This window comes from Caulobacter sp. FG7, from assembly GCF_057808875.1.
The window spans coordinates 1-23,903 of record NZ_JBMDIW010000034.1 but is presented as its reverse complement, the minus strand read 5'-3'; the positions used below and the strand labels follow the sequence as shown (position 1 = coordinate 23,903).

General features: G+C 72.1%; 29 protein-coding genes and 1 pseudogene. 13 read left to right on the top strand and 17 right to left on the bottom strand.

The features are described from left to right. Positions 1-50 precede the first annotated feature (50 nt). From ACODR1_RS21680 to ACODR1_RS21665, 4 genes are read right to left on the bottom strand one after another with little or no spacing between them, the layout of a single operon-like run. Complete coding sequence (locus tag ACODR1_RS21680) at positions 51-3,788, bottom strand: baseplate multidomain protein megatron (RefSeq protein WP_488882289.1); 3,738 nt, start codon at positions 3,786-3,788, stop codon at positions 51-53. Beyond that, entirely contained in the window at positions 3,788-4,210 is a 423-nt protein-coding gene (locus ACODR1_RS21675) for an NlpC/P60 family protein (protein WP_488882288.1), read from the bottom strand. Before ACODR1_RS21675 ends, ACODR1_RS21680 begins: the two co-directional genes overlap by 1 nt. An 11-nt stretch (positions 4,211-4,221) precedes the next feature. Further along, the gene (locus ACODR1_RS21670; RefSeq protein ID WP_488882287.1) at positions 4,222-4,887 is read right to left on the bottom strand and encodes a baseplate hub domain-containing protein; all 666 of its coding nucleotides are present in this window, start codon (positions 4,885-4,887) and stop codon (positions 4,222-4,224) included. Next, a complete protein-coding gene (locus ACODR1_RS21665) occupies positions 4,887-5,519 on the bottom strand; it encodes a phage distal tail protein, Rcc01695 family (protein WP_488882313.1) in 633 nt (210 codons plus the stop codon). Before ACODR1_RS21665 ends, ACODR1_RS21670 begins: the two co-directional genes overlap by 1 nt. Positions 5,520-5,609: 90 nt before the next feature. On the opposite strand from ACODR1_RS21665, the gene ACODR1_RS21660 reads away from it, so the two are divergent. From ACODR1_RS21660 to ACODR1_RS21625, 8 genes are all read left to right on the top strand, one after another. Then, positions 5,610-6,122: a hypothetical protein gene (locus tag ACODR1_RS21660; RefSeq protein WP_488882286.1), complete on the top strand. Its 513-nt coding sequence runs from the start codon at positions 5,610-5,612 to the stop codon at positions 6,120-6,122. A gap of 79 nt (positions 6,123-6,201) precedes the next feature. Continuing rightward, positions 6,202-6,660 carry a DUF805 domain-containing protein gene (locus ACODR1_RS21655; RefSeq protein ID WP_116487700.1) on the top strand — a complete coding sequence of 153 codons (459 nt, stop codon included), beginning with the start codon at positions 6,202-6,204 and terminating at the stop codon, positions 6,658-6,660. Between the two features lie 88 nt (positions 6,661-6,748). Continuing rightward, a complete protein-coding gene (locus ACODR1_RS21650) occupies positions 6,749-7,162 on the top strand; it encodes a DUF805 domain-containing protein (protein ID WP_488882285.1) in 414 nt (137 codons plus the stop codon). Positions 7,163-7,167: 5 nt separating this feature from the next. After that, positions 7,168-7,569 carry a hypothetical protein gene (locus tag ACODR1_RS21645; protein ID WP_488882284.1) on the top strand — a complete coding sequence of 134 codons (402 nt, stop codon included), beginning with the start codon at positions 7,168-7,170 and terminating at the stop codon, positions 7,567-7,569. Continuing rightward, positions 7,566-7,985 (top strand): hypothetical protein, encoded by a 420-nt coding sequence (locus ACODR1_RS21640; protein WP_488882283.1) that lies wholly within the window; start codon positions 7,566-7,568, stop codon positions 7,983-7,985. The genes ACODR1_RS21645 and ACODR1_RS21640 overlap by 4 nt, the downstream gene beginning before the upstream one ends. Next, positions 7,982-8,386 carry a DUF805 domain-containing protein gene (locus tag ACODR1_RS21635; RefSeq protein ID WP_488882282.1) on the top strand — a complete coding sequence of 135 codons (405 nt, stop codon included), beginning with the start codon at positions 7,982-7,984 and terminating at the stop codon, positions 8,384-8,386. Before ACODR1_RS21640 ends, ACODR1_RS21635 begins: the two co-directional genes overlap by 4 nt. Then, positions 8,383-8,817: a hypothetical protein gene (locus tag ACODR1_RS21630; protein ID WP_488882281.1), complete on the top strand. Its 435-nt coding sequence runs from the start codon at positions 8,383-8,385 to the stop codon at positions 8,815-8,817. Before ACODR1_RS21635 ends, ACODR1_RS21630 begins: the two co-directional genes overlap by 4 nt. After that, entirely contained in the window at positions 8,814-9,233 is a 420-nt protein-coding gene (locus ACODR1_RS21625; RefSeq protein WP_488882280.1) for a DUF805 domain-containing protein, read from the top strand. Before ACODR1_RS21630 ends, ACODR1_RS21625 begins: the two co-directional genes overlap by 4 nt. Here ACODR1_RS21625 and ACODR1_RS21620 read toward each other — a convergent pair. The 10 genes and pseudogenes from ACODR1_RS21620 to ACODR1_RS21575 all read right to left on the bottom strand — a co-directional run bounded on the left by ACODR1_RS21620 (position 9,230) and on the right by ACODR1_RS21575 (position 15,078). Beyond that, positions 9,230-9,751, bottom strand: coding sequence for a phage tail tape measure protein (locus ACODR1_RS21620; protein WP_488882279.1), 522 nt, complete (start codon positions 9,749-9,751; stop codon positions 9,230-9,232). The two genes, ACODR1_RS21625 and ACODR1_RS21620, sit on opposite strands and share 4 nt — an antisense overlap. Next, positions 9,748-9,939 carry a phage tail assembly chaperone gene (locus tag ACODR1_RS21615; protein ID WP_488882278.1) on the bottom strand — a complete coding sequence of 64 codons (192 nt, stop codon included), beginning with the start codon at positions 9,937-9,939 and terminating at the stop codon, positions 9,748-9,750. Before ACODR1_RS21615 ends, ACODR1_RS21620 begins: the two co-directional genes overlap by 4 nt. Next, the gene (locus ACODR1_RS21610) at positions 9,936-10,217 is read right to left on the bottom strand and encodes a GTA-gp10 family protein (RefSeq protein WP_488882277.1); all 282 of its coding nucleotides are present in this window, start codon (positions 10,215-10,217) and stop codon (positions 9,936-9,938) included. Before ACODR1_RS21610 ends, ACODR1_RS21615 begins: the two co-directional genes overlap by 4 nt. Positions 10,218-10,231: 14 nt before the next feature. Continuing rightward, positions 10,232-10,648: a phage major tail protein, TP901-1 family gene (locus tag ACODR1_RS21605; RefSeq protein WP_488882276.1), complete on the bottom strand. Its 417-nt coding sequence runs from the start codon at positions 10,646-10,648 to the stop codon at positions 10,232-10,234. A 26-nt stretch (positions 10,649-10,674) separates the two neighbouring features. Further along, positions 10,675-11,070 carry a DUF3168 domain-containing protein gene (locus ACODR1_RS21600; RefSeq protein WP_488882275.1) on the bottom strand — a complete coding sequence of 132 codons (396 nt, stop codon included), beginning with the start codon at positions 11,068-11,070 and terminating at the stop codon, positions 10,675-10,677. Next, a complete protein-coding gene (locus ACODR1_RS21595) occupies positions 11,067-11,333 on the bottom strand; it encodes a head-tail connector protein (RefSeq protein ID WP_488882274.1) in 267 nt (88 codons plus the stop codon). The genes ACODR1_RS21600 and ACODR1_RS21595 overlap by 4 nt, the downstream gene beginning before the upstream one ends. Before the next feature lie 144 nt (positions 11,334-11,477). Further along, the gene (locus ACODR1_RS21590) at positions 11,478-12,713 is read right to left on the bottom strand and encodes a phage major capsid protein (RefSeq protein ID WP_488882273.1); all 1,236 of its coding nucleotides are present in this window, start codon (positions 12,711-12,713) and stop codon (positions 11,478-11,480) included. Between the two features lie 159 nt (positions 12,714-12,872). Continuing rightward, complete coding sequence (locus tag ACODR1_RS21585; protein ID WP_488882272.1) at positions 12,873-13,274, bottom strand: HK97 family phage prohead protease; 402 nt, start codon at positions 13,272-13,274, stop codon at positions 12,873-12,875. A gap of 111 nt (positions 13,275-13,385) precedes the next feature. Continuing rightward, entirely contained in the window at positions 13,386-13,631 is a 246-nt protein-coding gene (locus ACODR1_RS21580) for a hypothetical protein (RefSeq protein WP_488882271.1), read from the bottom strand. Positions 13,632-13,789: 158 nt separating this feature from the next. Next, positions 13,790-15,078, bottom strand: a pseudogene (locus ACODR1_RS21575) (phage portal protein). Here ACODR1_RS21575 and ACODR1_RS21570 point away from each other — a divergent pair. Beyond that, on the top strand, positions 15,044-15,445 hold the full coding sequence (locus ACODR1_RS21570) for an endonuclease domain-containing protein (RefSeq protein WP_488882270.1): 402 nt from the start codon (positions 15,044-15,046) through the stop codon (positions 15,443-15,445). The pseudogene ACODR1_RS21575 and the gene ACODR1_RS21570 sit on opposite strands and share 35 nt — an antisense overlap. A gap of 17 nt (positions 15,446-15,462) precedes the next feature. Here the strand turns inward: ACODR1_RS21570 and ACODR1_RS21565 are convergent, their stop codons facing one another. From ACODR1_RS21565 to pbpC, 3 genes are all read right to left on the bottom strand, one after another. Further along, entirely contained in the window at positions 15,463-16,677 is a 1,215-nt protein-coding gene (locus ACODR1_RS21565) for a DNA-packaging protein (RefSeq protein WP_488882269.1), read from the bottom strand. Next, positions 16,631-17,059, bottom strand: coding sequence for a hypothetical protein (locus tag ACODR1_RS21560; protein ID WP_488882268.1), 429 nt, complete (start codon positions 17,057-17,059; stop codon positions 16,631-16,633). Before ACODR1_RS21560 ends, ACODR1_RS21565 begins: the two co-directional genes overlap by 47 nt. A 155-nt stretch (positions 17,060-17,214) precedes the next feature. Continuing rightward, positions 17,215-19,368, bottom strand: coding sequence for a multimodular transpeptidase-transglycosylase PbpC (pbpC, locus tag ACODR1_RS21555; RefSeq protein WP_488882267.1), 2,154 nt, complete (start codon positions 19,366-19,368; stop codon positions 17,215-17,217). A 53-nt stretch (positions 19,369-19,421) separates the two neighbouring features. Here pbpC and ACODR1_RS21550 point away from each other — a divergent pair, with 53 nt between their 5' ends. The 4 genes from ACODR1_RS21550 to ACODR1_RS21535 all read left to right on the top strand — a co-directional run bounded on the left by ACODR1_RS21550 (position 19,422) and on the right by ACODR1_RS21535 (position 23,734). Continuing rightward, positions 19,422-19,910, top strand: coding sequence for a YcgN family cysteine cluster protein (locus tag ACODR1_RS21550; protein WP_488882266.1), 489 nt, complete (start codon positions 19,422-19,424; stop codon positions 19,908-19,910). Between the two features lie 141 nt (positions 19,911-20,051). After that, positions 20,052-20,768: a DUF6250 domain-containing protein gene (locus ACODR1_RS21545; protein ID WP_488882265.1), complete on the top strand. Its 717-nt coding sequence runs from the start codon at positions 20,052-20,054 to the stop codon at positions 20,766-20,768. 290 nt (positions 20,769-21,058) lie between these two features. Continuing rightward, positions 21,059-22,888, top strand: coding sequence for an ABC-F family ATP-binding cassette domain-containing protein (locus tag ACODR1_RS21540; RefSeq protein WP_488882264.1), 1,830 nt, complete (start codon positions 21,059-21,061; stop codon positions 22,886-22,888). 186 nt (positions 22,889-23,074) lie between these two features. After that, positions 23,075-23,734 carry an outer membrane protein gene (locus ACODR1_RS21535; RefSeq protein WP_488882263.1) on the top strand — a complete coding sequence of 220 codons (660 nt, stop codon included), beginning with the start codon at positions 23,075-23,077 and terminating at the stop codon, positions 23,732-23,734. The last annotated feature ends 169 nt before the right edge of the window (positions 23,735-23,903 follow it).

Sequence of the window (23,903 nt, the reverse complement as noted above, 5' to 3'; positions counted from 1 at the left end):
CCTCAATTAGGCGGTTCCGCGCCGGGCGCAAGCCAAATGTTGCATTAATATCACAGAGCGATCGTCGCAGGCGCACCCCAGCCCCAGGTCGCCGAGCCCTGGGCCACCCTGGCCGACGGCGCCCCGGCCGCGCCGCCCGGCAGGTCGGCGGCCCGCATCGCCGCCGTCCAGACGAAGGCCGGCGTCGCCGTTTCCACCGTCCGCACCACCGTCTCGCCGTCGAGGATCTCCACCCGCCAGGCCTCGACCGCCTCGGCCAGCGGGACCTCGCCCTCCCAGCCGTCGCCGCCGACCCGCGCGCGGCGGATCCACGACAGCCGCACCTCGCCGCCCACGGTCCTGGCCCTCAGGTGCGCCGGCGACCACGGCCGCAGGGCGACGCCCCGCCAGGCCGCCTCGACCTGCGTCATCGCCGGTCCCGCCGCCGGGCCGCCGGCCGGCGCCGCGCGCCAGGCCAGCGGCAGGCCGCGCTCGGCCAGGCCCAGTTCGGCGCGAACCAGGGCCTCGTCGACCAGCACCACCGTCGCCCCGGCCGCAACCGACGCCGCCATGTCCGAGCCCTGCTGCCCGCGCAGCAGGCCGCCCAGCGCCCAGGCGTCCGGCCCGACCATCTCGGCGGTCAGGAACTGCAGCAGCTCCCAGCCCTCCGGACCGCGCACCGCCAGCAGGTTCTCGCCGGCCAGCACCGCCGCGCGGCTTCGGCTTTGCGGCGCGCCGCCCTCCAGCCGCACCACCAGCCGCGTCCCCCGGTCGAACCGATGGCGGGGCCCGGCCGGCAGGTCCGACAGCGTCGTCCCCACGCTCGCGCAGGCGCCCGCCGTCCCCCGTACGCGCAGCGCCTCCACCTCCGCCCCCGCATGCACGTCGAAGCCCCGCCACGGCTGGGCCGCGACGGCGACCAACGGCCGGGCGTCCTCCTCCGCGCCGGGCAGCGGCGGCAGGTCCAGCACGATGAGCGCCGGCGGCCCTTGCGCCGGACGGGGCGGGGCCGGGCTCCAGTCGATCTCGCCGGCCTCGGCCACGACGGGCAGAACCGGCAGCAGCTTGATCCTCGGCCGCTCGTCCAGGTCCACCCGGGCCACCCGCCAGGTCTCGCCGTCCAGCGACAGCCGGTCGCCGGCCTGCCAGCGCAGCCCCGCCAGCGGCGACAGGTGGACGACCCGCTCGCGCCGCTCGGCGCTCTGTGCGTCCAGCCGCCGCCGGGCGATGGCGCCGGCCTGCCCCGCCGTCAGCACCAGAGGCGCCTCGACGTCGAGGGTCAGCGCCCCCGGCCCGCCCCGCACCACCAGCCCGCCGGCTTGGTAGTCGCGCGCCAGGTCCACGAACCGCAGCCGCACCGCGCCGGCCGCATCCTCCAGCCGCCGCGCCGCGCTGGCCGGCGCCGGGCGATCCTCCGGCCAGGCCAGGTCGTCCCCGGCCAGCGCCCCCTGCGCCGGGCCCGAGCGCGCGACCAGGCGCACCCGCCCGCCGCGCTCCACCGCGTCCAGCCCGAAGGCTTCGGCCAGCGGCGACAGCGCGTCGCGCAGGCGCATCGGCCGCTCGATCACATAGCCTTCAACCAGGCCAGACGCCTCGCCCGGATCGATCTCCACACCGGCCCGCGCCGCCACGGCCATGACCAGTTCGCTCAAGGTCGCCGCGCCGGCCCGGCCGTTCAGCCAGTGGCCCAGCCGCCAGTTGGGCGCGTCCGCCCACACGTCCGCCCGCGCCGGAAAGTCCGGGAACGGCCGCGCGTCCCAGCACCAGGCGCTGGCCTCCTCGATCATCGGCCCGCCATAGACCGGCGACAACGGATTGGCCTCCGGATCGCCCACCATGGCCAGTACCGCCTCCAGCGCCCTCCGCTGGCCCAGCCCGTCGGCGCCGCCGTCCGAGAACGGCGGCAAGGCGCTCTCGGCGCTCTTGGGATCGACGAACAGGTTGGGCGCATTGGCGCCCTTGTCCACCGCCCCGCAGCCGAACTCGATCAGCCGGATCGGCTTGGATTTCGGAACCCAGGCCGTCGGCGTCGGCGACCGCATGCCGCCCGGCCGGTCATGATGGGGGTTGGACCACCACGACAGCAGGTCCTTGGGCCGGAACACCCAAGGCTCGCCATGGGCCCCGTCGGTGATCGGCGTGCGGATCTGCGCCGCGCGGTCGGCGTCCGAGGCGTAGAACCACTCGAAGCCCTCGCCGCCCGTCAGGCTGTAGCGCAGGTAGTCAGGATCATGCGGCCCGCCCCAGCCGGCCAGGGCGTCCTCGTGCTCCTGGCCGTCCCGCCAGTCGGTGATCGGCGGATAGTAGTCGATCCCCACGAAATCGATGTTCGCATCGGCCCACAGCGGGTCGAGATGGAAATGCACGTCGCCCGAGCCGTCGGCCGGCTGGGATCCGAAATACTCGCTCCAGTCGGCGGCGTAGCCGATCCTGGTCGCCGGCCCCAGCAGCGCCCGCGCCTGGCCAGCGAGAGCCCTCAGCGCCGTCACGGCCGGGAACCCCGCCGCGTCGCGCACCCGGGTAAGGCCCGCCAGCTCCGAGCCGATCAGGAAGCCGTCCACCCCGCCGGCCTGCGCGGCCAGGCCCGCATAGTGCCGCACGAAGCGGCCAAAGCCCCATTCGCCGTCGAAGAACGCCGCCGCCTGCGCCGTCGCTGCCGCCGTCCTGTGCGGCGAGCCCGCCCGTCCCGGGGCCGGATGGCAGGTGATCCGCCCACGCCAGGGATAGGCCGCCTGCTCGCCCGCGCCGTGCGGATCGGCCAGGCCGTTGCCGGCCGGCACGTCCATCAGCACGAACGGATACAGCGTCACCTCAAAGCCCCGCCGCTTCAGTTCGGCGATCGCCTGGACCACCGCCTCGTCGGCCGGGGTGCCGCCATAGGCGACCCCGCCGCCGCTCTGCGAGACCAGCCGCGCCTGCCCGCGCTCCAGCCCCGCCACGCGCCAGGCCATAGGCTCGGTCGGCTTGTCGGCCGCCTCGACGCCCGGCCGGATCTCGCACGCGCCACAGCGCAGGTCGGTCCCGAACCAGCTGACCACCAGGTTCACCCGCCGCACGTTCGGCAGCTGCGCCTGCAGCTGGTCCAGCGACAGCAGGAGGTCGGCCCGCCCCTCGGCGTTGTTCTGGTTCTCAGGGCGCGTCCGGATCAGCCCCTCGCGGCGCAGCACCACGTCGGTCGCCAGCACGAACTCGCCCGCGCCGGGGATCAGGCACACGCTTTCCAGCCGGTCCTCCAGCCCTGTCCCGTCGCCGCCCGGCCGGCGGAAGACCTCGAACGACAGCTGCGGCGGCCGCCCGCCGAAGGCGTCCAGCGCCAGGTCCTCGAACACCACATAGGCCGCGCCGCGATAGGCCGGCGCCTCGCCCTCCACCGCCGCGATCAGCGGGTCGGGGAGCTGGTCGTCCGTCCCGCGATGGACGCGCATGGTCACGCCGTCCATGTCCATCACCTTGCCGTCGGCCCACACCCGGCCGATCCCGTCGATCGGCCCCTCGCCCACCGCCAGGGCCAGCGACAGGCTGTAGCCGTAGGACCGCACGCGCCCGCCCTTGCCGCCGGTCTCGCGGCGATGCTCGGAAAAGCGCGCCGCCCAGATCACCTGGCCCGCCACCCGCGCCCGTCCGAACGCGCACGGCATCGGCGCGCCCTCGGCCGCCCCGGTCAGCTTCAGCTCGGCGATGCGCGGACCGTTCCGTATCGGCGCCAGCGCCGAGGCCAGGCCCGCGTCGACGATCGCCCCCAGCCCGGCGCCGACCGCGCCCAGCAGGCCCTGGCCCGAACCGGCCCCCTTCAGGATCATCTGCGCCATCAAGCGATCTCCGGAAACGAGAAGGCGGCGACCAGCCGCGCGCGCCACCAGGGGCCCAGCCAGCTCTCGACGCAGGCCCGGCCCCAGTAGGCATGGATCATCCGCGCCCCCTTCGGCCCCTGCGCCGACAGGATCGCGCAGTGCTTGGCCGCCGCCCCGGCCAGCATGCGGAACACCACCACGTCGCCGGGCCGCGCATCGGCCGGCTCGACGGCGACCAGCGCCCGCGCCAGCCCCTCCAGCAGCGGCTCGCCGTCGCCGAGCTCGGCCCAGTCGGGGCGATAGGGCGGCGGCGTCTCGCGCTCGGGCCCGTGCAGCGCCCGCCATACCCCGCGCACCAGGCCCAGGCAGTCGCAGCCGACGCCCCTCAGGCTGGCCTGGTGCTGGTAGGGCGTGCCCAGCCAGGTCCGGGCCTCGCTCACGACCCGCCCCCTCATCGCCGACCTCCGTCGTTGGCCTCGCCCTCGGCGGGATAGAGGGTCAGAAAGTCTTCGCCCGGCAGGGTCGGAAAGCCCCGGAAATTGACCGCGTTGGCGAACACCTCGCGGCAGGTCGTCCAGCGCCGGTCGCAGCTCTCGCCGGGATGGGCCGCCAGGTCGACGCCGCAGCGGCCATCGCCCAGGGTCGCGTCGCAGCTGCGGGCATAGGCCCGCCCCGCCACCGCCTCCAGGTCCGCCGCCGGCCCCTCCAGTTCGGCGGTGAAGGCCCGGCCCGTCCACGACACCCGCGCCACCCGGGCCCGCCACAGCTCGACCAGCAGGTCCGGCGCGCTCCAGTCCACCCGCCGGCAGACCACCTGCGCGCCGTCATAGAGCCCCGCCTCGATGTCGGCGGCGGTGATCGCCGCCCCCTCTTGCGAAGAGCCGTCCAGCGCCCCCAGCGCCGCGGCCAGGCCGGGCCCGAACCCCGCCTCGCTCTCGGCCGCCCCTGCGCTCCAGCCGCTGGCCGCCCGGCAAAGTGTCCCCGCCACCGTCAGGTCGTGGTCGTGGTCGGTGAAGCCCAGCTGTGCGCCATCGGCCCGGGTCAGCACCCAGGCGTGGCACAGCCGCGCCGCCCCGCTCTCGATGCGCGCCGCCAGCGCCGCCTCGACCGCGCGCATCAGGCCCGCACCTCCACCAGCGACACGGCCCCGACCCGCGCCGCCCCGAACCCCTCCAGGGTCACGTCGATGCGGTCGAGGTCGAAGCGCACCGGCGTGTCGAACAGGAAGCCGGCGGTCACCGCCGCCCCCGCCGCCGGCGCGGCCGCCAGGGTGACGAGGCCCGTGGCCGTATCCACCGCGAAGGCCCCGGCCGCCTGCTCCACCCCGGCCACGGCCACCCGCACCGTTCCGGCCTGCGGCTTGGCGATCGGCCGCGACGCGGCCGTCTCGCCGGTCCCATAGGCCTTGGCCAGCTGGAACGCCTTCCGCGTCCCGTCGCCGGTTCCCAGCCTCTGGTCGGTCGGGGCCGGGCTCTGCGACGGCGCGCACGACTTGAAGTCGGCCGGGTCCCTGAACCGAAAGCCGTGCAGCCGCCCCCGCCGCGCCTCGAAGAACGCCACCAGCTCGGCCGCCTCGTCCAGGCTGCGCGTCGCCGTGCCGACCAGGTAGCGCCGCCGCCCGTGCGCCCAGGGGCTGGACCGATGCTCGGCGCCCGAGGCCAGGCCGACGATCTCGGTGCGGCGCTCGATCCCGCTCGTCCCGCCGAAGGCCAGGCGCACGGGCAGCCGCACCTCGTGAAAGGCGCTCATCGCCAAGCTCATGAAGAGCCCTCCTTGACAGCTGCACAATGTGAGTGATTATTTACTTACATTCCATCCAGACCCGCCGGAGACCCCGCCGTGCCCTTCTTCGCCCTGCTCTTCTCGCCGCGCGGCGCCATCGGCCGCGGACCGTTCTGGCTGGGCCTGTTCCTGCTGCTCGGGCTCGAGATCGGCGGCTTCCTGGCGTTCGGACGCCATGGCGCGGCGCCCATGGCCGCCATCCCGCTGGTCGGGCCCTGGCTGGTCGACGTCAGCGGCCCGGCTCTCGGCTTCGACGGCTGGATCCCGGGCCTGGCGATCCTGGCCCTGCAAGGCTGGGTCAGCGGCGTGCTGTGCCTCAAGCGCCTGCGCGACATGGGCCACGGCCCCTGGCCGCTGGTCGGCGTCTGGGGTCTCGACCTGATCCTCACCGGCGGGCTGATGGCCTGGATGGGTCATCTCGACGGCATGGCCGTCATCGTGCCGATCTTCACCGGCGCGGGGGCCTCGGGCCTGCTGTGGCTGGCGCTGCTGGGCTGGCTGGGCGTCGAGCCCGGCCCGCGCCGAGGGACGCCCGCGCTCACGCCCGCCCCAATGGCGGCGGCGGGTTAAACCCTTGTCATGACACCCATTTCACTTCAGTCGCGCAGGGGCCGGCCCTAGTCTCTCCTCAAGGTTGGGAGACAAAGACATGGACTGGAAAACGCTGATGTTCTCCGCCGACGGCCGTATCGGCCGTCAGGCGTTCTGGATCGCCTGGCTGATGCTGCTGGGCGCCAACGTGGTGGCCGGGTGGGTCCCGGTCATCGGCAATCTCGTCGCCCTGGCGTCGCTCTACTGCTTCGTCTGCATCTACACCAAGCGCCTGCACGACATGGGCAAGAGCGGCTGGTGGCAGGCCCTGCCGATCGTGCTGGGACCGGTGATGCTGATCGGCTCGGCCCTCTGGCTGGGCTTCGGCGCGGCGGCCATCGCCCTGAACGGCGGCGACCCCGAACTGTTCGCCCTGGCCGGCGCCGGCGGCGTGGTGATGTCCCTGCTGCTGGGCTTCCTGGTCAGCATCGGCTTCACCCTGTGGGTCGGCGCCACCCCGGGCGACACCAGCGACAACCGCTGGGGCGACCGCCCGCTGAACGCTCTGGCCGTCTAAGCCCCTGGCAAGCCGCGCGAGAGCCCTTTCGCGTACGCAACCCCGCCGCTACTGTCGCGGCGGGGTTTTGTGTATCGGGGGGCGCGGCGTGAACGCGATCAAGGGCTATCTGCTGGGGCGCTCCAAGCGCGGCGAATACTGGGGCGGCGTGCTGCTGCTGATGCTGGTCGCCGGGATCGTCGGCGCGCTGGGCTACAAGGGGCTCTCCAACTTCATCGGCTTTGCGGGCTGGTGCCCGATCGCCATCCGCCGCCTGCGCGCCATCGACTGGTCGCCCTGGCTGTGCCTGCTGCCGCTCGGCGGCGGCTTCGCGATCGGCGTGCTGCTCAGCATGGTCCGCACCATCGTCCCCGACCTCACGGTCGAGACGACGACGATCGCGGCGAAGGTCATCGCCGTCGTCGCCACCTGGATCTTCATCATCTATCTCGGCGCGCGCCCGTCGCGGAAGGAGGCCGCCCGCCTCGACGAGGCCCCGCGCCTGGCCGAGGTCTTCGACTGACCGCCATGAGCCCGTCGACCATCCTGCGCGGCCGCGGCAGGCGGCGCGAATACTGGCTCGGCTTCGTAGTCCTGCTGGCCCTGCTGGTGGTCGCGCGGCTGCTGCCGCATCCCGCCGTCCGCCTGCTGGCGAACCTCGCCGGCGTGGCGTTCTGGATGGTGCTGGCCGCGCGCCGGCTGCGCGACATCGGCTGGCCGGTCTGGCTGTCCCAGGCGCCGATCGCGCTGATGGCGCTCGCCGTGGTGCTGGCCGTACTTCCCCTGACCACCGACGCCTGGATCACCCTGACCGTCAGCGTGCTGCTGATGGCGTCGGGCTGGATCTGGGCGATATTCGTCATCGCCATCGGCCTTTGGAAGCCCCGGCGCCGTCCCGCCGGCGAGGACAAGGCCGAGGTGTTCGCATGAGCCCGCAGCGCGCCCTCTGGCGCTACCTGACCGGCCGCGGCAAGCGGCGCGAGTTCTGGGCCTACCTCGCGCTCCTCCTCGTCCTGTCGCTGTCGGCGGCCTTCGCGCCGGTCCCGCCGTTCCTAAACGCCCTGCCGCTGATCCTGGTCGCCCTGTGGCTGCTGCTGGCCTCGCGCCGGCTGCGCGCGATGGGGTGGAGCCCCTGGCTGTCGCTCGCGCCGATCATCACGTTCCTCGCCTTCTTCTTCGCCTTGCTCGTGCTGGCCAAGACCATCGCCGATCCCCAGAAACTGTATGACGCCTCGATGGCGCCGATCGGCTTGGGCTGGCTGGCCTTCAACCTGCTGCTGGGCTTCTGGCCGTCCAAGTCTCGCCGGCCGCCGACACCGCAGAAGCAGGCCGAGGTGTTCGGATGAGCCCGCTGCGCGCCCTCTGGCGCTATCTGGGCGGCCGCTGCCGGCGGCCGGAATACTGGCTCAGCGTCGTGGCGCTGATCGGCGCCGGCCTGGCCCTGCGGTTCGCGCCCGCCAGCACCGCCCTGGCGTGGGTGCTGGTCGCGGCCTGGTTCCTGCTGGCCTCACGCCGGCTTCGCGACATCGGCTGGTCGCCCTGGCTCTGCCTGGCGCCGATACCCGTCTCGGTCGTGACCGGCGTCGCCCTGTTCCTGATCCCCGGCCGCAAGACCGACCTCGCGCTCGACTATGCGCCGCTCACCCTCTTCGTGCTGTGGATCGGATTCTGGACGTTGATCGGCGCCTGGCGCTCCAAGCCCTCCACCGCCCCGACGCCCGAGACCCAGGCCGAGGTGTTCGGATGAGCCCGGCGATCGACGCCTATCTGCGCGGCCGCAGCCGGCGGCTCGAATTCTGGCTGTGGTGCGCCGGCGTCCTGGCCGCCAACACGGCCGCCACCGCGGTCATCGTCGCCGTCGCGCCGGACCTGCTGTCGTCGGACTGGCCGCTGCGCGCCCTGCTGTGGTTCGCCTGGACCCTCGCCGCCGTGCGCCGACTGCGCGACGCCCGCTGGCCGCTCTGGCTCAGCGCGCCGGCGCCGATCGTCAGCCTGGCCGCCGCCGCCTTCTTCGATCTGGCGCGCGACCAGCACGACGTCGCCTTCCACGTCGTCCTGCGCATGCAGGTCGGGGGCGCGGTCCTGGCGCTCATCGCCGTCGCGGTGATCCTCCTGGGCTGCCTGCCCTCGCGCCCGCCCCGGATCCAGCCCCAGGCCCGGGCGGAGGTGTTCGGATGAAGCTGGTCCTGGCCTATCTGCGCGGTCGCGGCCGGCGGCTCGAATATTGGCTCTCGCTGATCGCCATGATCGTCGGCGTGTTCGCCGTGCTGGAGATCCCCCACGACGAACTGTTCGGCGACGCCGTGGACTGGGTCAGCCTGGCCGTCTGGTGCGCCTTCGCCGCCCGACGCCTGCGCGACGCGGGCCTGCCGTTCTGGCTGGCGCCGTTTCCGCTGCCAATCGTGCTCATCGGCCTCGCCCTGAACAGGATATTCGGCGTCCCGCCCGGCGTCGCGGCGAACCCGGAGGCCTCCATGAGCCTTGCCTCCCTGCTGGCCGCCTTGACGCTGTTGGCGCTGGTCTTCGTCCTCGGCTGCCTGCCCTCGCGGGCGCCCAAGGCCACGACCCGCGAAACGGCCGACGTCTTCGGCTAGAGCCGCCGCGCGCCCAGGCTGACGGCCCGCGCCAGGGCCTGGGCCAGCTGGGCGTCCGAACGGGCCAGGGCGCCCGCCTCGCCGCCGGCCACCTGCACCGTCACGCTGATCGCGCCGCCGCCCCCACTGCCGCCGACGGGCTCTATCGTTCCCGCCCCGGCCGGCCGGAACACCTCGGGCCCGCGCTCGCCGACCAGATAGGCCCCGCCGCCGGTCACCGGACCGCCCTCGGCCCGTGTCCCGGAAAACACGCCCGACACCGCCGCGCTCAGCGCCTCGCCCAGGCCGCCGCCGCCGCGACCGCCCGACGCCGCGCCCAGCACCGCCCGCGCCAGCTCGGCCAGCGACACCTCGCCGTCGGCGGCCGCCCTGGCCAGCGACCGCGCCAGATTTTCGCCGGCCTGGGCGAAGGCGTCCTCGATCGACCGCGCCGCCGCCCGGGCCGGCGCCTCCAGGCCCGCCAGGGCGTCGGCCGCCTCGGCCGTGCGCAGCGGCAAGTCCTCGTCGAAACCGCTCATGCCTCGTCCTCCATCCCGTCGGGAAACCGCGCCATCAGCGCCGCTAGGTCCGGCCGACCCAACGCCGCGCCGGATCCTTCGCCGGCCGCCAGGGCCCGCCACTCCTTCAGCGACAGCCGCCAGAACGCCGCCGGCGGGATGGCGAACGCCACCGCCGCCCGCCGCAGCATCTCGCCCCAGGGGCTCACGCGGCCGCCGCCAGGGCCATGGCCACCGCAGCGGCGGCCTCGCGCGGGTCCAGCCGGCCCGCGTCCAGCGGTCCCAGCTCGTCGTCGACCAGCGCCTCCAGCACCGCCATCAGCTCCCCCGCCGACGGCCGCGCCAGCCGCGCCGGCAGCTGGCTCCAGTCCGAAAGCCCCAGCGCCGCCTCGATCCTGGCCAGGCCGCCCAGCGTCAGGCACAGCCGCCGCGTCACCCCGCCCAGCATCACGGCCACCTCGCCGCGCGCCGCATTGGGAAGCGTCATCTCGCCGCCCTCCCCTAGATCGCCGTCACGCTCACCGCCCCGGCCGAGGCCAGGGTCAGGGCGAAGGCCGCCTCGCCGTCGTGCTGGCCGGCATATTCCAGCGCCGAGACCAGGAACGGCCCCTCCAGCTGGGCGAAGTCGGGGATGACCAGGCGCCAGGTCCGGGCGGCCTGCGAGAAGAAGCTGTCGCGCACCAGCGCGTCCGAGGCCGCGTCGCGGAACACCCCCGCCCCCGACACCGAGGCCGAGCGCACGCCCGCCCCGGCCAGCAGCTCGCGCCAGCGCCCGGCGCTGTCGCCGTCGGTGGCGTCGATGGTCCTGGCGTTCAGGCTGATGGTCCGGGCGCGCAGGCCCGCCACCGTCACGAAGGCCTGCGGCGAGCCCCCGTCGCCGATCTTCAGCAGCATGTCCTTGCCGGCTTGCGCGGCCATGGTCGATCTCCTTGTGGAATAGGAATTCAGGCCGGCTCGCTGACGGCCCGCACGCGCAGCACGCCCAGGGTCAGCTCGTCGTCGGCGGCGGGAAACACGTCGCAGAAGCGCACCTTCAGCGAGGCCAGCGCCCGGCCCTCCACGGCCGGCGCGGCGTCGTGCAGCGCCAGCCGCGCGGCCGCGACCATGGCCCGCGCCTCCTCCGGTCCGCCGAAGCGCGAGGCGCAGGTGAGGGTCACGACATGCTCGAGCAGGTCGCCCTCGCCCACGGGGCGGCTCTCGATCCGCCCGATGCTGACGCAGGGATAGGTCAGCATTCGCGGCGGAGACGCGTGCACCCGCGTTCCCACGATCGCCGACACCGCCGGCGTAGCCGCCAGCAGGTCGGCCAAGGCCCTGGCCAGGGCGATCTCGGCGCTCACAGCCGCGCCTCGCGGAACGGCGCGAGCCACGGCTCGACCAGCGACAGCGGCGGCGGCCGCGCATCACCGCGATGCTCGTAGGCGTGGCAGGCCAGGATCAGCACCGCCAGGCGCAACGGCGCGGGACTGGCGGCGCTTAAATCGACTCCGGCCGCCTGCCCGACCCGCGCCTCGGCGGCCTCGATCAGCAGGGCGACCAGTTCGTCCTCGCCGCCCACGCGCAGGAAGTCCTTGGCCTGCGCCAAGGTCACGGAATTGGGCATGGGGATTTCCAGTCTTGGGGGGAAGACCCCCTCAGTCGCTTCGCGACACCTCCCCCAGAGGGGGAGCATCTGAAATCCTCCCCCTCTGGGGGAGGTGGCCCGGAGGGCCGGAGGGGGCCGCCCCATCAGGGGCGGCCTGGCGGGTCAGCTCACCGAGAACTTCAGCAGCTTCACCGCGTCGAAGTTCTGCACGCCGCCGCCGACGCGTTTCGTCGTGTAGAACAGCACGTGCGGCTTGGCCGAATAGGGGTCGCGCAGCACCCGCACCCCGGCGCGGTCGACGATCAGGTAGCCCTTCTCGAAGTCGCCGAAGGCCACGGCGATGCTGTTGGCGGCCACGTCGGGCATGGCCTCGATCTCGGTCACCGGAAAGCCCAGCAACGACGCCGACTGCCCCGGCTGCAGGGCCGCGTTCCAGATGTAGTTGCCTTGGGCGTCCTTGAACTTGCGCACCGCGCTGACCGTGCGGCGGTTCAGCACGAAGCGGCCGTTCTGGCGGTACTGGGCCTTGGCCGAATAGATCAGGTCGATCAGCTTGTCGGTCGGGTTGCTGGCCGGCCAGTTGCCGGCGACGCCCGTGGCCACGTAGCCCAGCTGGCCCCAGGCGTAGCTGGCGTCCGGGGCGGCGGTGTAGGCCAGGAGGCCCTTGGGCTTGTTGACCCCGTCGCCGGCCACGAAGGCCGCCGTCTCCTGGGCGGCGAAGGCGTCCTGCACCTCCTCGGCCAGCCACTCGTCGATGCTGACATAGGCGTCGTCCAGCAGCGCCTGGGTCGCGGCCGGGCTGGCATAGAGCTCGCCGGCCGGGAAGTCGATGACGTCCAGGGTCGGCGCCGTGGTCTCGGGGCGCGCGGCGGTCTCGGCCACCCAGGCCGCGGCCAGGCCGGTGGGGCTCACCGGCTTGCGGAACGTGCCGCCGCCGATGGTGCGCACCTGGCAGATCTCGCGCATCGGGCTGGTGGCGGCCAGGCGGCGCAGGATCTGCCGCTCCAGCTCCGGCGGCGCCACATAGCCGCCGGCCGTGGCCACGCCCTCCGACAGGCCCTTGGCTTCGAGCAGGCCGCCAAGAAGACCCACCGTCTCGCCGGTCTTCACATAGCGGTCGAAGGCGGCCTTGCGCTCGTCGACCCGCGCGGCCGGCGCCTCGCTAGCCAGGGCCGGACGGCGGCTGTCGGCCAGCACGCGGTCGAGCCGGTCCTGGGCGGCGTTCAGCGCCGCGTCGATGCGCGACACCTTGTCTTCCAGGAGCACGTCGGCGCTCTTGCTCTCGATCGCCGCCAGCCGCTGGTCGTTGGCCGCCTTGAAGCCCTCGAACGCCGCCAGCATCTCGGCCAGCGCCGAGCGGGCCTCCGGCGAGGCCGGGACCTGTTTGGTTTCCTTCATGGAGTTCTCCGTGAAAAGCCCTTCCCCCTCGATGGGGGAAGGGTTTGGGATGGGGGTGACGCGGCGCGTCAGCCTCCGAAGCCGTCGGCGGTCAGAGGCGCGGAAAGGCCGCTCCACCCCCAACCCCGGCCCTTCCCCCATCAAGGGGGAAGGGAGATCTCAAACCACCCGCAGCCTTGCCTGCGGCAGCATCGGGAAGGTCACGATCGACACCTCCCACAGGTCGACGCGGCTCAGCACCCGCAAGCGCCCCTGCGTCCGCGCCTTGACCTGGCGAAAGCCGATCGACAGCCCGTCCAGCGCGCCGGCCTTAACCAGCGCCGCCACCAGCCGCCCGCGCGGCGTCGCCCTGATAATCCGTCCACGGACGAATAGGCCGCGCGCGTCCTCGAACGCCTCGTCCCACACGCCGATCGGCTCGGCCTCGTCGTGCTGGTGCAGCATGCGGATCGGTCCGGCCTCGAGGCCCTGCTTGAAGGCCCCGGCGGCGGTGACGTCGTCGTTGAGGTCGCGAGTCCAGAACAGCGAGGCGTAGCCCTCGATGCGAAGGTCTTGAGACATGCGTGGTCTCCGCAAGAGCCGCCCTCGTCCTTCGACAGGCTCGGGATGAGGGCTCCTGAACGTCAGTCGAAAACCTCACCCTGAGCCTGTCGAAGGGCGGGGTTTTCGTCGCTACGGGCGGTCCAGCTTGGCCTCGATCCGCACCAACGCCGCGCGCGTGGCCTCGGCCTGGGTCTCCAGCCTGGCCAGCCGCTCGGCCACCGGGGCCTGGGCGTCGAGGCGCTTCTGCATCTCGTCGATCCTGGCGCTGGCCCGCCCGGCCCACATCAGCGCCGCGGCCGCCTGCAGCGTCACCGCCACCAGCACGGCCGCCGAGACCTGGCGGTCCAGCCGCCAGCGGTTGGGGGATGAAGTCATGAAAGTCCGTTCTCCAGGATCCTCCCCCTGAAGGGGGAGGTGTCGGCGAAGCCGACGGAGGGGGATGTGATTGCGGGGGGCGCAGCCAAACCGAGCTTCGCTAGGGCTTCCCCCTCCGGCCCTTCGGGCCACCTCCCCCTTCGGGGGGAGGATCTAAGTCACCCCTCCAGCCCCGCCAGCCGCCTGCGCTCCTCGTCGGTCAGGAAGCTCGCCGCCTCCAGCCGCGCCCACAGGGCGTCCCGTTCGGCGCTCAGCGCCGGCACGGCGTCCAGATCGCAGGCGACCCGCGCGCCGGGGAACTTCGCCCCCAGCCAGGCGGTGATCGCCCGCGCCGCCCGCTCGGCCAGCGGAACCACCGTGTGCCGCCAGAAGGCCCCGTTGGCCTCGCGATAGTTTGCGTAGGTGTTGTCGCCGGGGATCCCCAGCAGCTGCGGCGGAACCCCGAAGGCCAGGGCGATCTCGCGGGCCGCCGCATGCTTGCCTTCGACGAAATCCAGGTCGGCCGGGGTCAGCGACATCGGCTTCCACTCCAGCCCGCCTTCCAGCAAGAGCGGCCGGCCGGCGTTGTCGGCCCCGGCGTGGGCGTTAACGAGCTCGGCCTTCAGCCGCTCGAACTGCTCCTCGCTCAATCGGTCCCCGTCGCGCCCGCCATAAACGAGCGCCCCCGACGGCCGCGCGGCGTTGTCGAGCAGGGCCTTGTTCCACGCCCCCGAGGCGTTGTGCACGTCGATGGCGAAGGCGGCGGCCTCCAGCGGCGAGGCCCCGTAATGGTCGCTCGTCGGGTTGAACAGCTTCAGGTGCAGCACCGGCAGCCAGCCGTCGGCGTCGCGCCCGATCCGCGCCGTGCGCCCGCCGGCCTGGTAGTCGTAGGCCGCCGGCCAGCCGCGTGGCCCGGGCACCACCGCCATCCGGTCGGGCCGCAGCGCATAGAGCTCCTTGGGCTGATCCCCAGCCGCCTCCAGATAGCCGTTCCCCGCCACCTGCAGGTGGCCGAAGAACGCCTCCATCAGGTCCGGCCCGCCCTGCTCGGGATTGGGCGCCGCCAGCAGCCGCGCCAGCGGATGGTCGTCCGCCCTCCTCCCGCCATGAAACACCGCCAGCGGCACGGAACCCGCCGCCTCGGCGATCATCCGCACGCAGCGATAGGCCACGGGGTTCTTGGAAAACCCCTCGCTCGCCAGCGCCCCATAGTCCCGCGGCGTCCACTGCGGCCGCCCGCCGCTGGTCAGGGGGACCAGCCTGGCCGCCCGCGAATCCTTGATTTCCGGCACGCGCCGGCGCGCGAAAAGGGCCATGGCCGCTCCCGTGGAAGTTGAGAACAAAGGAAGAACGATGTAGGGTGAAGGGTGACCCGCCGCCAAGATCCTCCCCCTGAAGGGGGAGGTGTCGCGAAGCGACGGAGGGGGAAGTCGATGCAGCCGCCCAGACCCCGAATCGCCAGGGCCAGAAAGCTCCGGCGCGAGATGTCCCTCCCGGAAGTCCTGCTATGGCAGGGCCTCAAGGGTGGTCGCCTGAAAGGATGGAAATTCCGCCGGCAACATCCCGCCGGCCCCTACGTCTTGGATTTCTACTGCCCGGAGACGCAGCTGGCCGTCGAGGTCGACGGCTACGCCCATGACACCGAGGATCGGCCGGAGCGAGATCGCATTCGCGACCTGCGCCTTGCCGAACGAGGCGTGCGAACCTTGCGGATACCAGCCTACGAAGTGCTTGCGTCAGTCGACGACGTTCTGGCCACGATCCTGGCCGAGATCGAAGACACTTCCCCCTCCGGCCCTCCGGGCCACCTCCCCCTTCAGGGGGAGGACCCTTGAGATGGCCCCCAGAACACTCACACCACCCGCAACCGCGGCGCCTTTCCCCCGCCCAGCATCAGCTCGCTCAGCGCCCAGACCAAGGCGTCCGCCCGGTCGGGACTGTGCCCCAGATCACCCTCGCCCAGGCCCATCAGTTCCTCCTCCAGCGCCGGGAAGGCGCCGCAGTGGACCACGCGGCCCTGCTCGTAGAGCGCGGCCACCGGCTCGGCCCGGGCCCGCTTGCCCACCGAGGCCCGCACCAGCTTGATCGGGCACGGCGGGGCGGCCTGGGCCAGGACGGTGCGCACCATGTCGCCGCCCTGGTTGGCCTCGGCCACCAGGGCGTCGGCGGTAAAATCCACGGCCGCCGCCACGGCCAGGCGCGCCCAGCCGTTGGGCGACAGGCCCCGCGCCGTGCGGTCGGCCAGCACATAGGCGCGGCCGTCGCGGCGCCCGGCCACCACCACCCCGCAGGCGTCGCCGCGTGCGGTGGCCGGCGGGTCGACCGCCACCACCACCCGGTCGAACCTGGCCGGCGGCGCCCCGCGACACCGGGCCAGGTCCTCGGCCCGGAACAGGCCGCCGTCGGTCTCGACGACGATCCCCTCCAGTTCCTGCGCCGCCAGCCGGGTGCCGCCGTAAAGGGCCTCCAGCGTCGCCAGGAACCGCGGCGCCAGGTTTCCGGCATTGGCCGCCGTCCCCGCCCGCGTGGTGGCCACGCCCGGCTCGGACATCAGCACCTTCAGCGCCCGGGTCGGCCGCGGCGTGGTCGTGACGACCAGCCTGGGATCCTCGCCCAGCCGCAGGCCGAACCGCAGCATGGCCAGGGTGTCGGCCGCCTTGGGCCAGGCGCAGAACTCGTCGGCCCAGGCGGCATGGAACTGCGGCCCGCGCAGGCTGTCGGGGTCTTCCGCCGAAAAGGCGTAGGCGGCGGCCCCATTGGGCCAGACCAGCCGCCGGCGAGAGCTTTCCCACCGCGGCCGGAAGGCCGGCCCGCTGGTCGCCCGCAAGCCCGAAGCGCCTTCGACCATCACCTCGCGCACATCGTGCAGGGTCGGCCCCACCAGCGCCATGCGCGGCACGGTCAGCGCCATCTGCGCCAGCCACCGCGCCCCGGCGAAGGTCTTGCCCGATCCTCGCCCGCCCAGCAGCAGGAAGGTCGACCAGTCCTCGTCGCCCTCCAGTTCCTGGTGCGGCAGAGGCTCAGCCAGATCGACGCTCAGAAACCTCCGCTGCTGCTCCGGACTCATCGCGTCGATCGCCGCCGCCATCCCCGTCGCGCCGCTTGCGCTCCAGGCGCTCCGCAAGCTTGGCGACCTTGGATTCAACTGCGGCTCGAAGCTCTTCGGGATCGGTAGGGATCTCGCCATGCATGTCGGCCTCGTCCTCTTCGCCGTCGTCCGCGGCGGGCTGTCTCGAAGCCGAGATCTTCTGCGAACGCAGCCTGGCGGCGTGCAGCATCTCCACCGGCCGCCCGACCAGGGCGACCTGCTTGCTCGCCTCCATCCGCGGCTTGGGCGGCTCACCCTGCACCTGGGTCAGCAGTTCCTTGGCGGCGCCGTGATAGGTCTCCACGACCAGGTCGCGGATCTCGGTCAGCAGCGCGTCGTTCTGTTCGCTTTTCTCGGCCATGACAGAAGTGTACGGCGCCAGCGAGCGCGTCTGATCCAGCCCCATGAGAAAGTTGCAAGCGGCTGATATCGCCAGATCTTTTTCCGTCTACGCAGAGGATCGACGCTGCTCTATCCCCGTCCGGGCGGCCTTCTCCCCTTGCGGGAGAAGGAAGCCTAGTAAGGCAGCTCCTCCGGCGGCGGGACCGGTCCGCGGCCGTCGTCGACCGGCGCGTCCGGGGCCGCCTCGCTCTCCAACTCCGAGGCCGTGCGGGCGAACTCCGAGGCCAGGGTCTCGTAGAAGCCGTTGCGCGGATCGGGCGAGGTGCGCGGGCCGGGGTCGGGCAGCAGCCACGGGAAATCCCGGATCGCCAGGTTCTGGTGCGCGGCCAGCATGTAGCGCCGCCAGATGCTGGCCGGCATGTCGCCGCCGACCACCTTGTTCATCGGCTTGTCGTTGTCGTTGCCCACCCACACGCCGGTGGCGAAGTCGGGGGTGAAGCCCACGAACCAGGCGTCGCGCCAGTTCTGGCTGGTGCCGGTCTTGCCGGCCGCCGGCCAGCCGAACGCCGCCCGCTTGGCCGTGCCCTGGTCGACCACCTTCTTCATCATCTTGACCATCATGCTGGCCTTGGCGATGTCGTAGACTTGAGCGGGAGCGAGCGGGCCGCGGGCATAGATCGGCCGGCCGTCCTGGGCGGTGATGCTCTCGATGACGTAGGGCTCCACCCGTTGGCCGCCCAGCTGGAAGACCTGGAAGCCCGAGGTCATCTGCAACAGGTTCACCTCGTAGGCCCCCAGCGCCACCGACAGGTCGGGCCGGTCGGGCAGGCTGGTGATCCCGAACCGGCGGGCCAGATTGCCCACCTGCGCGCCGCCGGCCTCCTGGGCCAGCTTGACGGCGATGGTGTTGGTGGAATTGATCAGGGCCTGCTCGACGGTCATCGGGCCGCGATAGTCGCCGCCGTAGTTCTCGGGCTTCCAGTCGCCGAACTGCACCGGCCCGTCGACACGGATGTCGCTGGGCAGCACGCCCTTTTCCAGGGCGGCGGCATAGACGAACGGCTTGAAGGTCGAGCCCGGCTGGCGCCTGGCCTGCACCGCGCGGTTGAAGGGGCTGGCGATGTAGTCCGTGCCGCCCACCATCGCCCGGATCGCTCCGTCGGCCGACAGCGACAGCAGCGCGGCCTGGCTGGCGCCGGCGTGCTGGCCGCCCAGGGCGATGGCCTGGCGCACGATGTCGGCCCCCGCCTTCTGCAGGCGGGTGTCGATGGTCAGGCGGACGACGAGATCCGGCGCGTTCTGGCCGGCGATGCGGATCGCCTCGGTGGTGGCGTAGTCCAGCACCCAGCCGTAGTCGCCCTCGTCGCTGACCGCGTCGGGCGACAGCTTGGGCGTGTCGTCCAGGGCCGCGGCGTGCTCGGCGGCCGTGATCCAGCCCTCCTTCTCCATGTTGGCCAAGACCAGGCGCGAGCGGGCCAGCGCCCCCTCCATGTCGCGGGTCAGGGCCAGGCGCGAGGGCGCCTTGGGCAGCGAGGCCAGCAGGGCGGCTTCCGACAGGGTCAGACGGCTGGCCGGCTTGCCGAAATAGGTCTGGGCCGCGCCGTCGACGCCATAGGTGTTGGCCCCGAAGAACACGCGGTTCAGATAGAGCTCCAGCACCTCGTCCTTGGTCAGCACCTGTTCCAGGCGCCAGGCCATCAGCATTTCCTGCAGCTTACGCTCGACCGTGCGGTCGGGCGTCAGGAAAAGGCCCTTGGCCAGCTGCTGGCTAAGGGTCGAGGCGCCCTGCACCGTGCGGCCGGCGCGCCAGTTCACCCAGGCCGCCCGGGCGATGCCGTAGAGGTCGATCGGGCCGTGCTTGTAGAAGCGCTTGTCCTCGGCCGCCAGGAAGGCCAGCGGCACGTAGCCGGGCACGGTCTTGACCGTCACCCGCTGGCCGTAGCGCGGTCCGCGCGTGGCGATCACCTGGCCGCTGCGGTCCTCGAACCGCACGCCCGGCGCGCGGTTGACCGCGAACAGCGCCTCGCGCGACGGCAGGTCCGGCGTGTCCTTCAGGTACTTGAACCAGACATAGGCGCCCGCCCCGCCCACGGCGAGGAAGCCCAGGATCACGCCCACCAGCAGTGTCAGCCACACCCAGCCCCAGCCGCCCTTCTTGCGCGGCGTCTTCAGGTCGGCGCGGAACGGCTCCTCGGGCGGACGCTGCGGCGGGCCTTTCGGGGGCTCCGGAGGCGGCGGCGGCACGGGCGCGGAACCGCCGCCCGCCGGCGGCGTCGGGCGCGCGGGCGGGTCGTCGAACCTGTAGGGCGGCAGCGTCCAGTCGTTCACGTGCGGTGTTGCGTCCAGTTGGTCTTATCGGCGTTTGGGTTTAGGACGCCCCGATGATGGCGCGCAAACCTTTCTGGGAGACGAAATCCCTTCACCAGATGACCGTCCCCGAGTGGGAGAGTCTATGCGACGGCTGCGGCCTTTGCTGCCTGGTTCGCTTCGAAGACGAAGACACCGGCGAGGTGATCCCCACCCGCGTGCACTGCCAGCTGCTCGACGCCCATCTTTGCCGCTGCAGCGACTATCCCAATCGCCGCAAGACCGTGCCCGACTGCATCAAGCTGACGCCGCACAACATCGAAGACCTGGAGTGGATGCCCCCCTCCTGCGCCTATCGCCGCCTGCACGAGGGCAAGACCCTGCCCCAGTGGCACCCGCTGATTACCGGCGACCCCGACAGCCCCCACAAGGCCGGCGTCTCGGTCCGCGACCAGACCATCAGCGAGGCCAGCCTCGACGATCCCGAAGACGCCATGGACTTCGTGGCCACCGACCTGATGGTCGACAAGGGCGACTGGCCCTACGAGCCGGACGAAGACTGAGGACAAGCCCCCTCAGTCGCTCCGCGACAGCTCCCCCAGAGGGGGAGCATCTTGGCGCTCTAGATCCTCCCCCTCTGGGGGAGGTGGCCCAAAGGGCCGGAGGGGGCTGCGCTGCGGTCCGGCTCGCGCTAAGGCTCCTTCATGCTCACCCGCCGGTCCCTCGCCCTGTCCGCCCTCGCCCTGCCGCTGGCCGGCGCCGCCCGCGCGCAAGCCCCCGAGCCCTGGCGCAAGACAGATCGTCTCTACACGGATGATTTCACCCACGACCTCGCCGACTGGACCATCGAAGCCGAGCAGCCGTCCAAGGTCAGCGCCCGGAACGGCGTCCTCGAGCTCGACGCTCCGGCCGGGATCACCGCCTGGTTCAAGCCGCGGCTCGAAGGCCCGGTGCTGATCGAGCACCAGGCGCTCGCCGTCTACGAAGGCGGCCGCAACGACCGGATCAGCGACCTCAACGCCTTCTGGATGGCGACCGACGTCCGCAGCCCGGACGACCTCTTCGCCAGCCCCCGCACCGGCGCCTTCGCCGGCTACGACCTTCTGAAGACCTACTATGTGGGCCAGGGCGGCAACTACAATTCCAGCACCCGCCTGCGCCGCTATGTCGGCCAACCAGGCAACCGCCCGATGCTGCCCCAGCACGACCTCAAGGACGCCCGGACCTTGCTGCAGCCCAACCGCTGGGTCCACGTCCAGCTGGTGGCCTATGGCGACCTCGTCCAATACTGGGCCGACGGCCGCAAGCTGTTCGAGATGCGCGATCCGGACGCCTACACCACCGGCTGGTTTGGCCTGCGCACCACCTGGAGCCGGCTGCGGTTCAAGGATTTCTCGGTGTGGAAGCTGGCGGCCGCCTGAAGATCCTCCCCCTGAAGGGGGAGGTGTCGCGAAGCGACGGAGGGGGAAGTCGGTGATGACCATCCAACTCTCCGGCAGCTGAAAACGTCCCCCCTCCGGCCCTCCGGGCCACCTCCCCCAGAGGGGGAGGATTTCGCGCTTCAGATGCTCCCCCTCTGGGGGAGCTGTCGGCGAAGCCGACTGAGGGGGCTCGTCGCAGGACGAGACAAACTTTCCGCCTTCCCCCTCCCCGCGCCCTGCTATAGGCCCCATCTCCTCGCCCTCGCCGTACCAGACGTAAAGACCGCTTCATGGCCGCCCCCGCCCGCGCCCCCGTGCTCGCCCTCAAGGACGTCCGTCTCGCCGACGGCGCCAAGCCGCTGTTCGACGGCGTGGACCTCGCCCTGGAGCCGCGCATTCGCGCCTGCCTCGTGGGCCGCAACGGCGCGGGCAAGTCGACCCTGCTGAAGGTGCTGGCCGCCCAGGGCGCCGAGCCCGACAGCGGCGAGCGCGCCGTCCAGCCGGGCGCCAAGGTGGTGTTCGTCAGCCAGGAGCCGGAGATCACCGGCGAGACCCTGCTCGACTACTGCACGGCCGGCGGCGCCCAGGACTACGAGGCCCACGCCACCCTGGCCGACTTCGGCCTGGACTACGCCCAGGGCACGCAGGGCCTGTCGGGCGGCGAGCGTCGCCGCGCCGCCCTGGCCCGGGCGTTCGCCGAGCAGCCCGACGTGCTGCTGCTGGACGAGCCGACCAACCACCTCGACATCTTCGCCATCCAGACGCTGGAAGAGGAGCTGGCCAATTCCAAATGCGCGGCCCTGATCGTCAGCCACGACCGCGCCTTCCTCAACCGCGTCACCCAGCGCACCTTCTGGCTGGAGCACCGCAAGGTGCGCCGCCTCGACAAGGGCTTCGCCGAATTCGAGCCCTGGAGCGAGCAGGTGCTGGCCGCCGAGGCGGAAGAAGAGCGCCGCCTCAACAAGAAGCTGGAAGTCGAGAACGCCTGGCTGGCGCGCGGCGTCCAGGGCCGCCGGGCCCGCAACGAGGGCCGCCGCCGCGCCCTGATGGACCTGCGCGCCGAGAAGAGGGACATCCAGTCCGAGAAGCGCGGCGCGATGTCGATGGCCGTCGAGAGCTCGGGCACGTCGGGCAAGCGGGTGGTCGAGGCCAAGGGCCTGACCAAGAAGTTCGGCGAGCGCGTCATCGTCGAGAACTTCTCGACCCGCATCCTGCGCGGCGACCGCGTGGCCCTGGTGGGCCCCAACGGCGCGGGCAAGACCACCCTGGTGCGCATGCTGCTGGGCGAGATCGAGGCCGACGCCGGCACGGTGCAGCTGGGCACCAATCTCGAGATCGCCTATGTCGACCAGAACCGCCTGGCGCTGTCGGAAAAGATCACCGTCTGGGACTTCCTGACCCCGTCGGGCGGCGACTCCATCCTGGTGCGCGGCGTCTCCAAGCACGTGGCCGGCTACGCCAAGGAGTTCCTGTTCACCGAGGCCCAGCTGCGCCAGCCGGTCACCAGCCTGTCGGGCGGCGAGCGCAACCGCCTGCTGCTGGCCCGGGCCCTGGCCTCGCCGATGAACCTGATGGTGCTCGACGAACCGACCAACGACCTCGACATGGACACGCTCGACCTGCTGGAAGAGCTGCTGGCGGATTTCGAGGGAACCCTCATTCTCGTCAGCCACGACCGTGACTTCATCGACCGCCTGGCCACCTCGACCATCGCCATGAACGGCCACGGCGACGTGCTGGAGACCCCCGGCGGCTGGACCGACCTGATCGACCAGTCCCCGAACTTCTTCAAGGGCGCGCGCGGCGCGGCCGGCGACTTCGCCACCGGCACGGGCTCGCACAAGGCCGTCGTCACGCCCGCCGCCGCCCCGCCCAAGAAGGCCACCAAGCTGTCCTACAAGGACCAGCGGCGGCTGGAGGAGTGCGAGGCCCTGATCGCGGGTTCGCCCAAGATCCTGGCCGACCTGGAGAAGAAGCTGGACGACCCCAACCTCTACGTCCGCGATCCGGCCGGCTTCGACAAGATCATGAAGGCCCTCGACAAGGCCCGCGCCGATCTGGCCCAGGCCGAGGAAGACTGGCTGATGCTGGAGGAAAAGCGCGAGGCCCTGGCGGGCTGAGAGCAAGCGCCTCCGGGCCGCCGCTCCAGTTGATCAAATATCCGCCACGCAACCAATTGTTGCGCCCATGCAATAGTCGGCGACAAACGGTCAAGCTTGTCGCCGACTTCAGTTTACAGCCGTCACTTTAACCCCTATCGGCGGAACGTCCAACCCGGACGTGTAGCTATTGGGGGATTTCACTTCATGCGTTTGTTCATCGCCGCCGCCGTCGCGACGCTCGCCTTCGCCGGCGCCGCCAGCGCCCAGGACGCCAGGCCCGCCGCCGCCAAGGCGCCCGCCCCGACCAAGGGCCAGTACGTCTCGATCGCCGGCGGCTACATCGGCAAGAGCGACTATGACTACGGCTTCACCGGCGGCCGCGTCGAAGGCGACGTCGACGCCAGCGCCCAGTTCGCCGCGGCCTGGGGCGCGTCGCTGGAGGGCAACTGGCGCGCCGAACTGGCCGTCGGCTATCGCAGCCAGGACATCGAGACCACCGTCCGCGTGGGCCCGCTGTCGCAGACCTTCGAGGGCGACAAGGCCCAGACCCTGAGCCTCGACATCAACGCCTATTACGACTTCCCGGTCGCCGGTCCGGTGAAGCCCTATCTGGGCGCGGGCATCGGCGCGGCCTCGGTGAAGATCGACGACGGCCTGCTCGACGACAAGGGCTCGGCCCTGACCCTGCAGGCCATCGCCGGCGCCAGCATGGCGGTCTCGCCGCGCGTCTCGCTGTTCGCCGAGGCCCGCTACCAGCGCGTCGGCCCGATCCGCGTGGAGACCTCCACCTCGGGCGGCGACCAGAAGTCGAAGTTCGACCTGTCGAGCGCCGGCGCCCTGGTCGGCGTGCGCTTCGGCTTCTAGGCCAAGCGGGCTTAGTTGAGCGGGCGCATCGGATCCAACCGTTTCGCTCGCTCACTTCCCGTCATCCCGGCTCTACGGCCCGCTACGCGGCCCTCCGGCCGGGATGACGCGTAAAAGCAACTGAGGACGCATCCCAGGCCCAGCCTGAACGAGAAGGGCGCGCCGGACC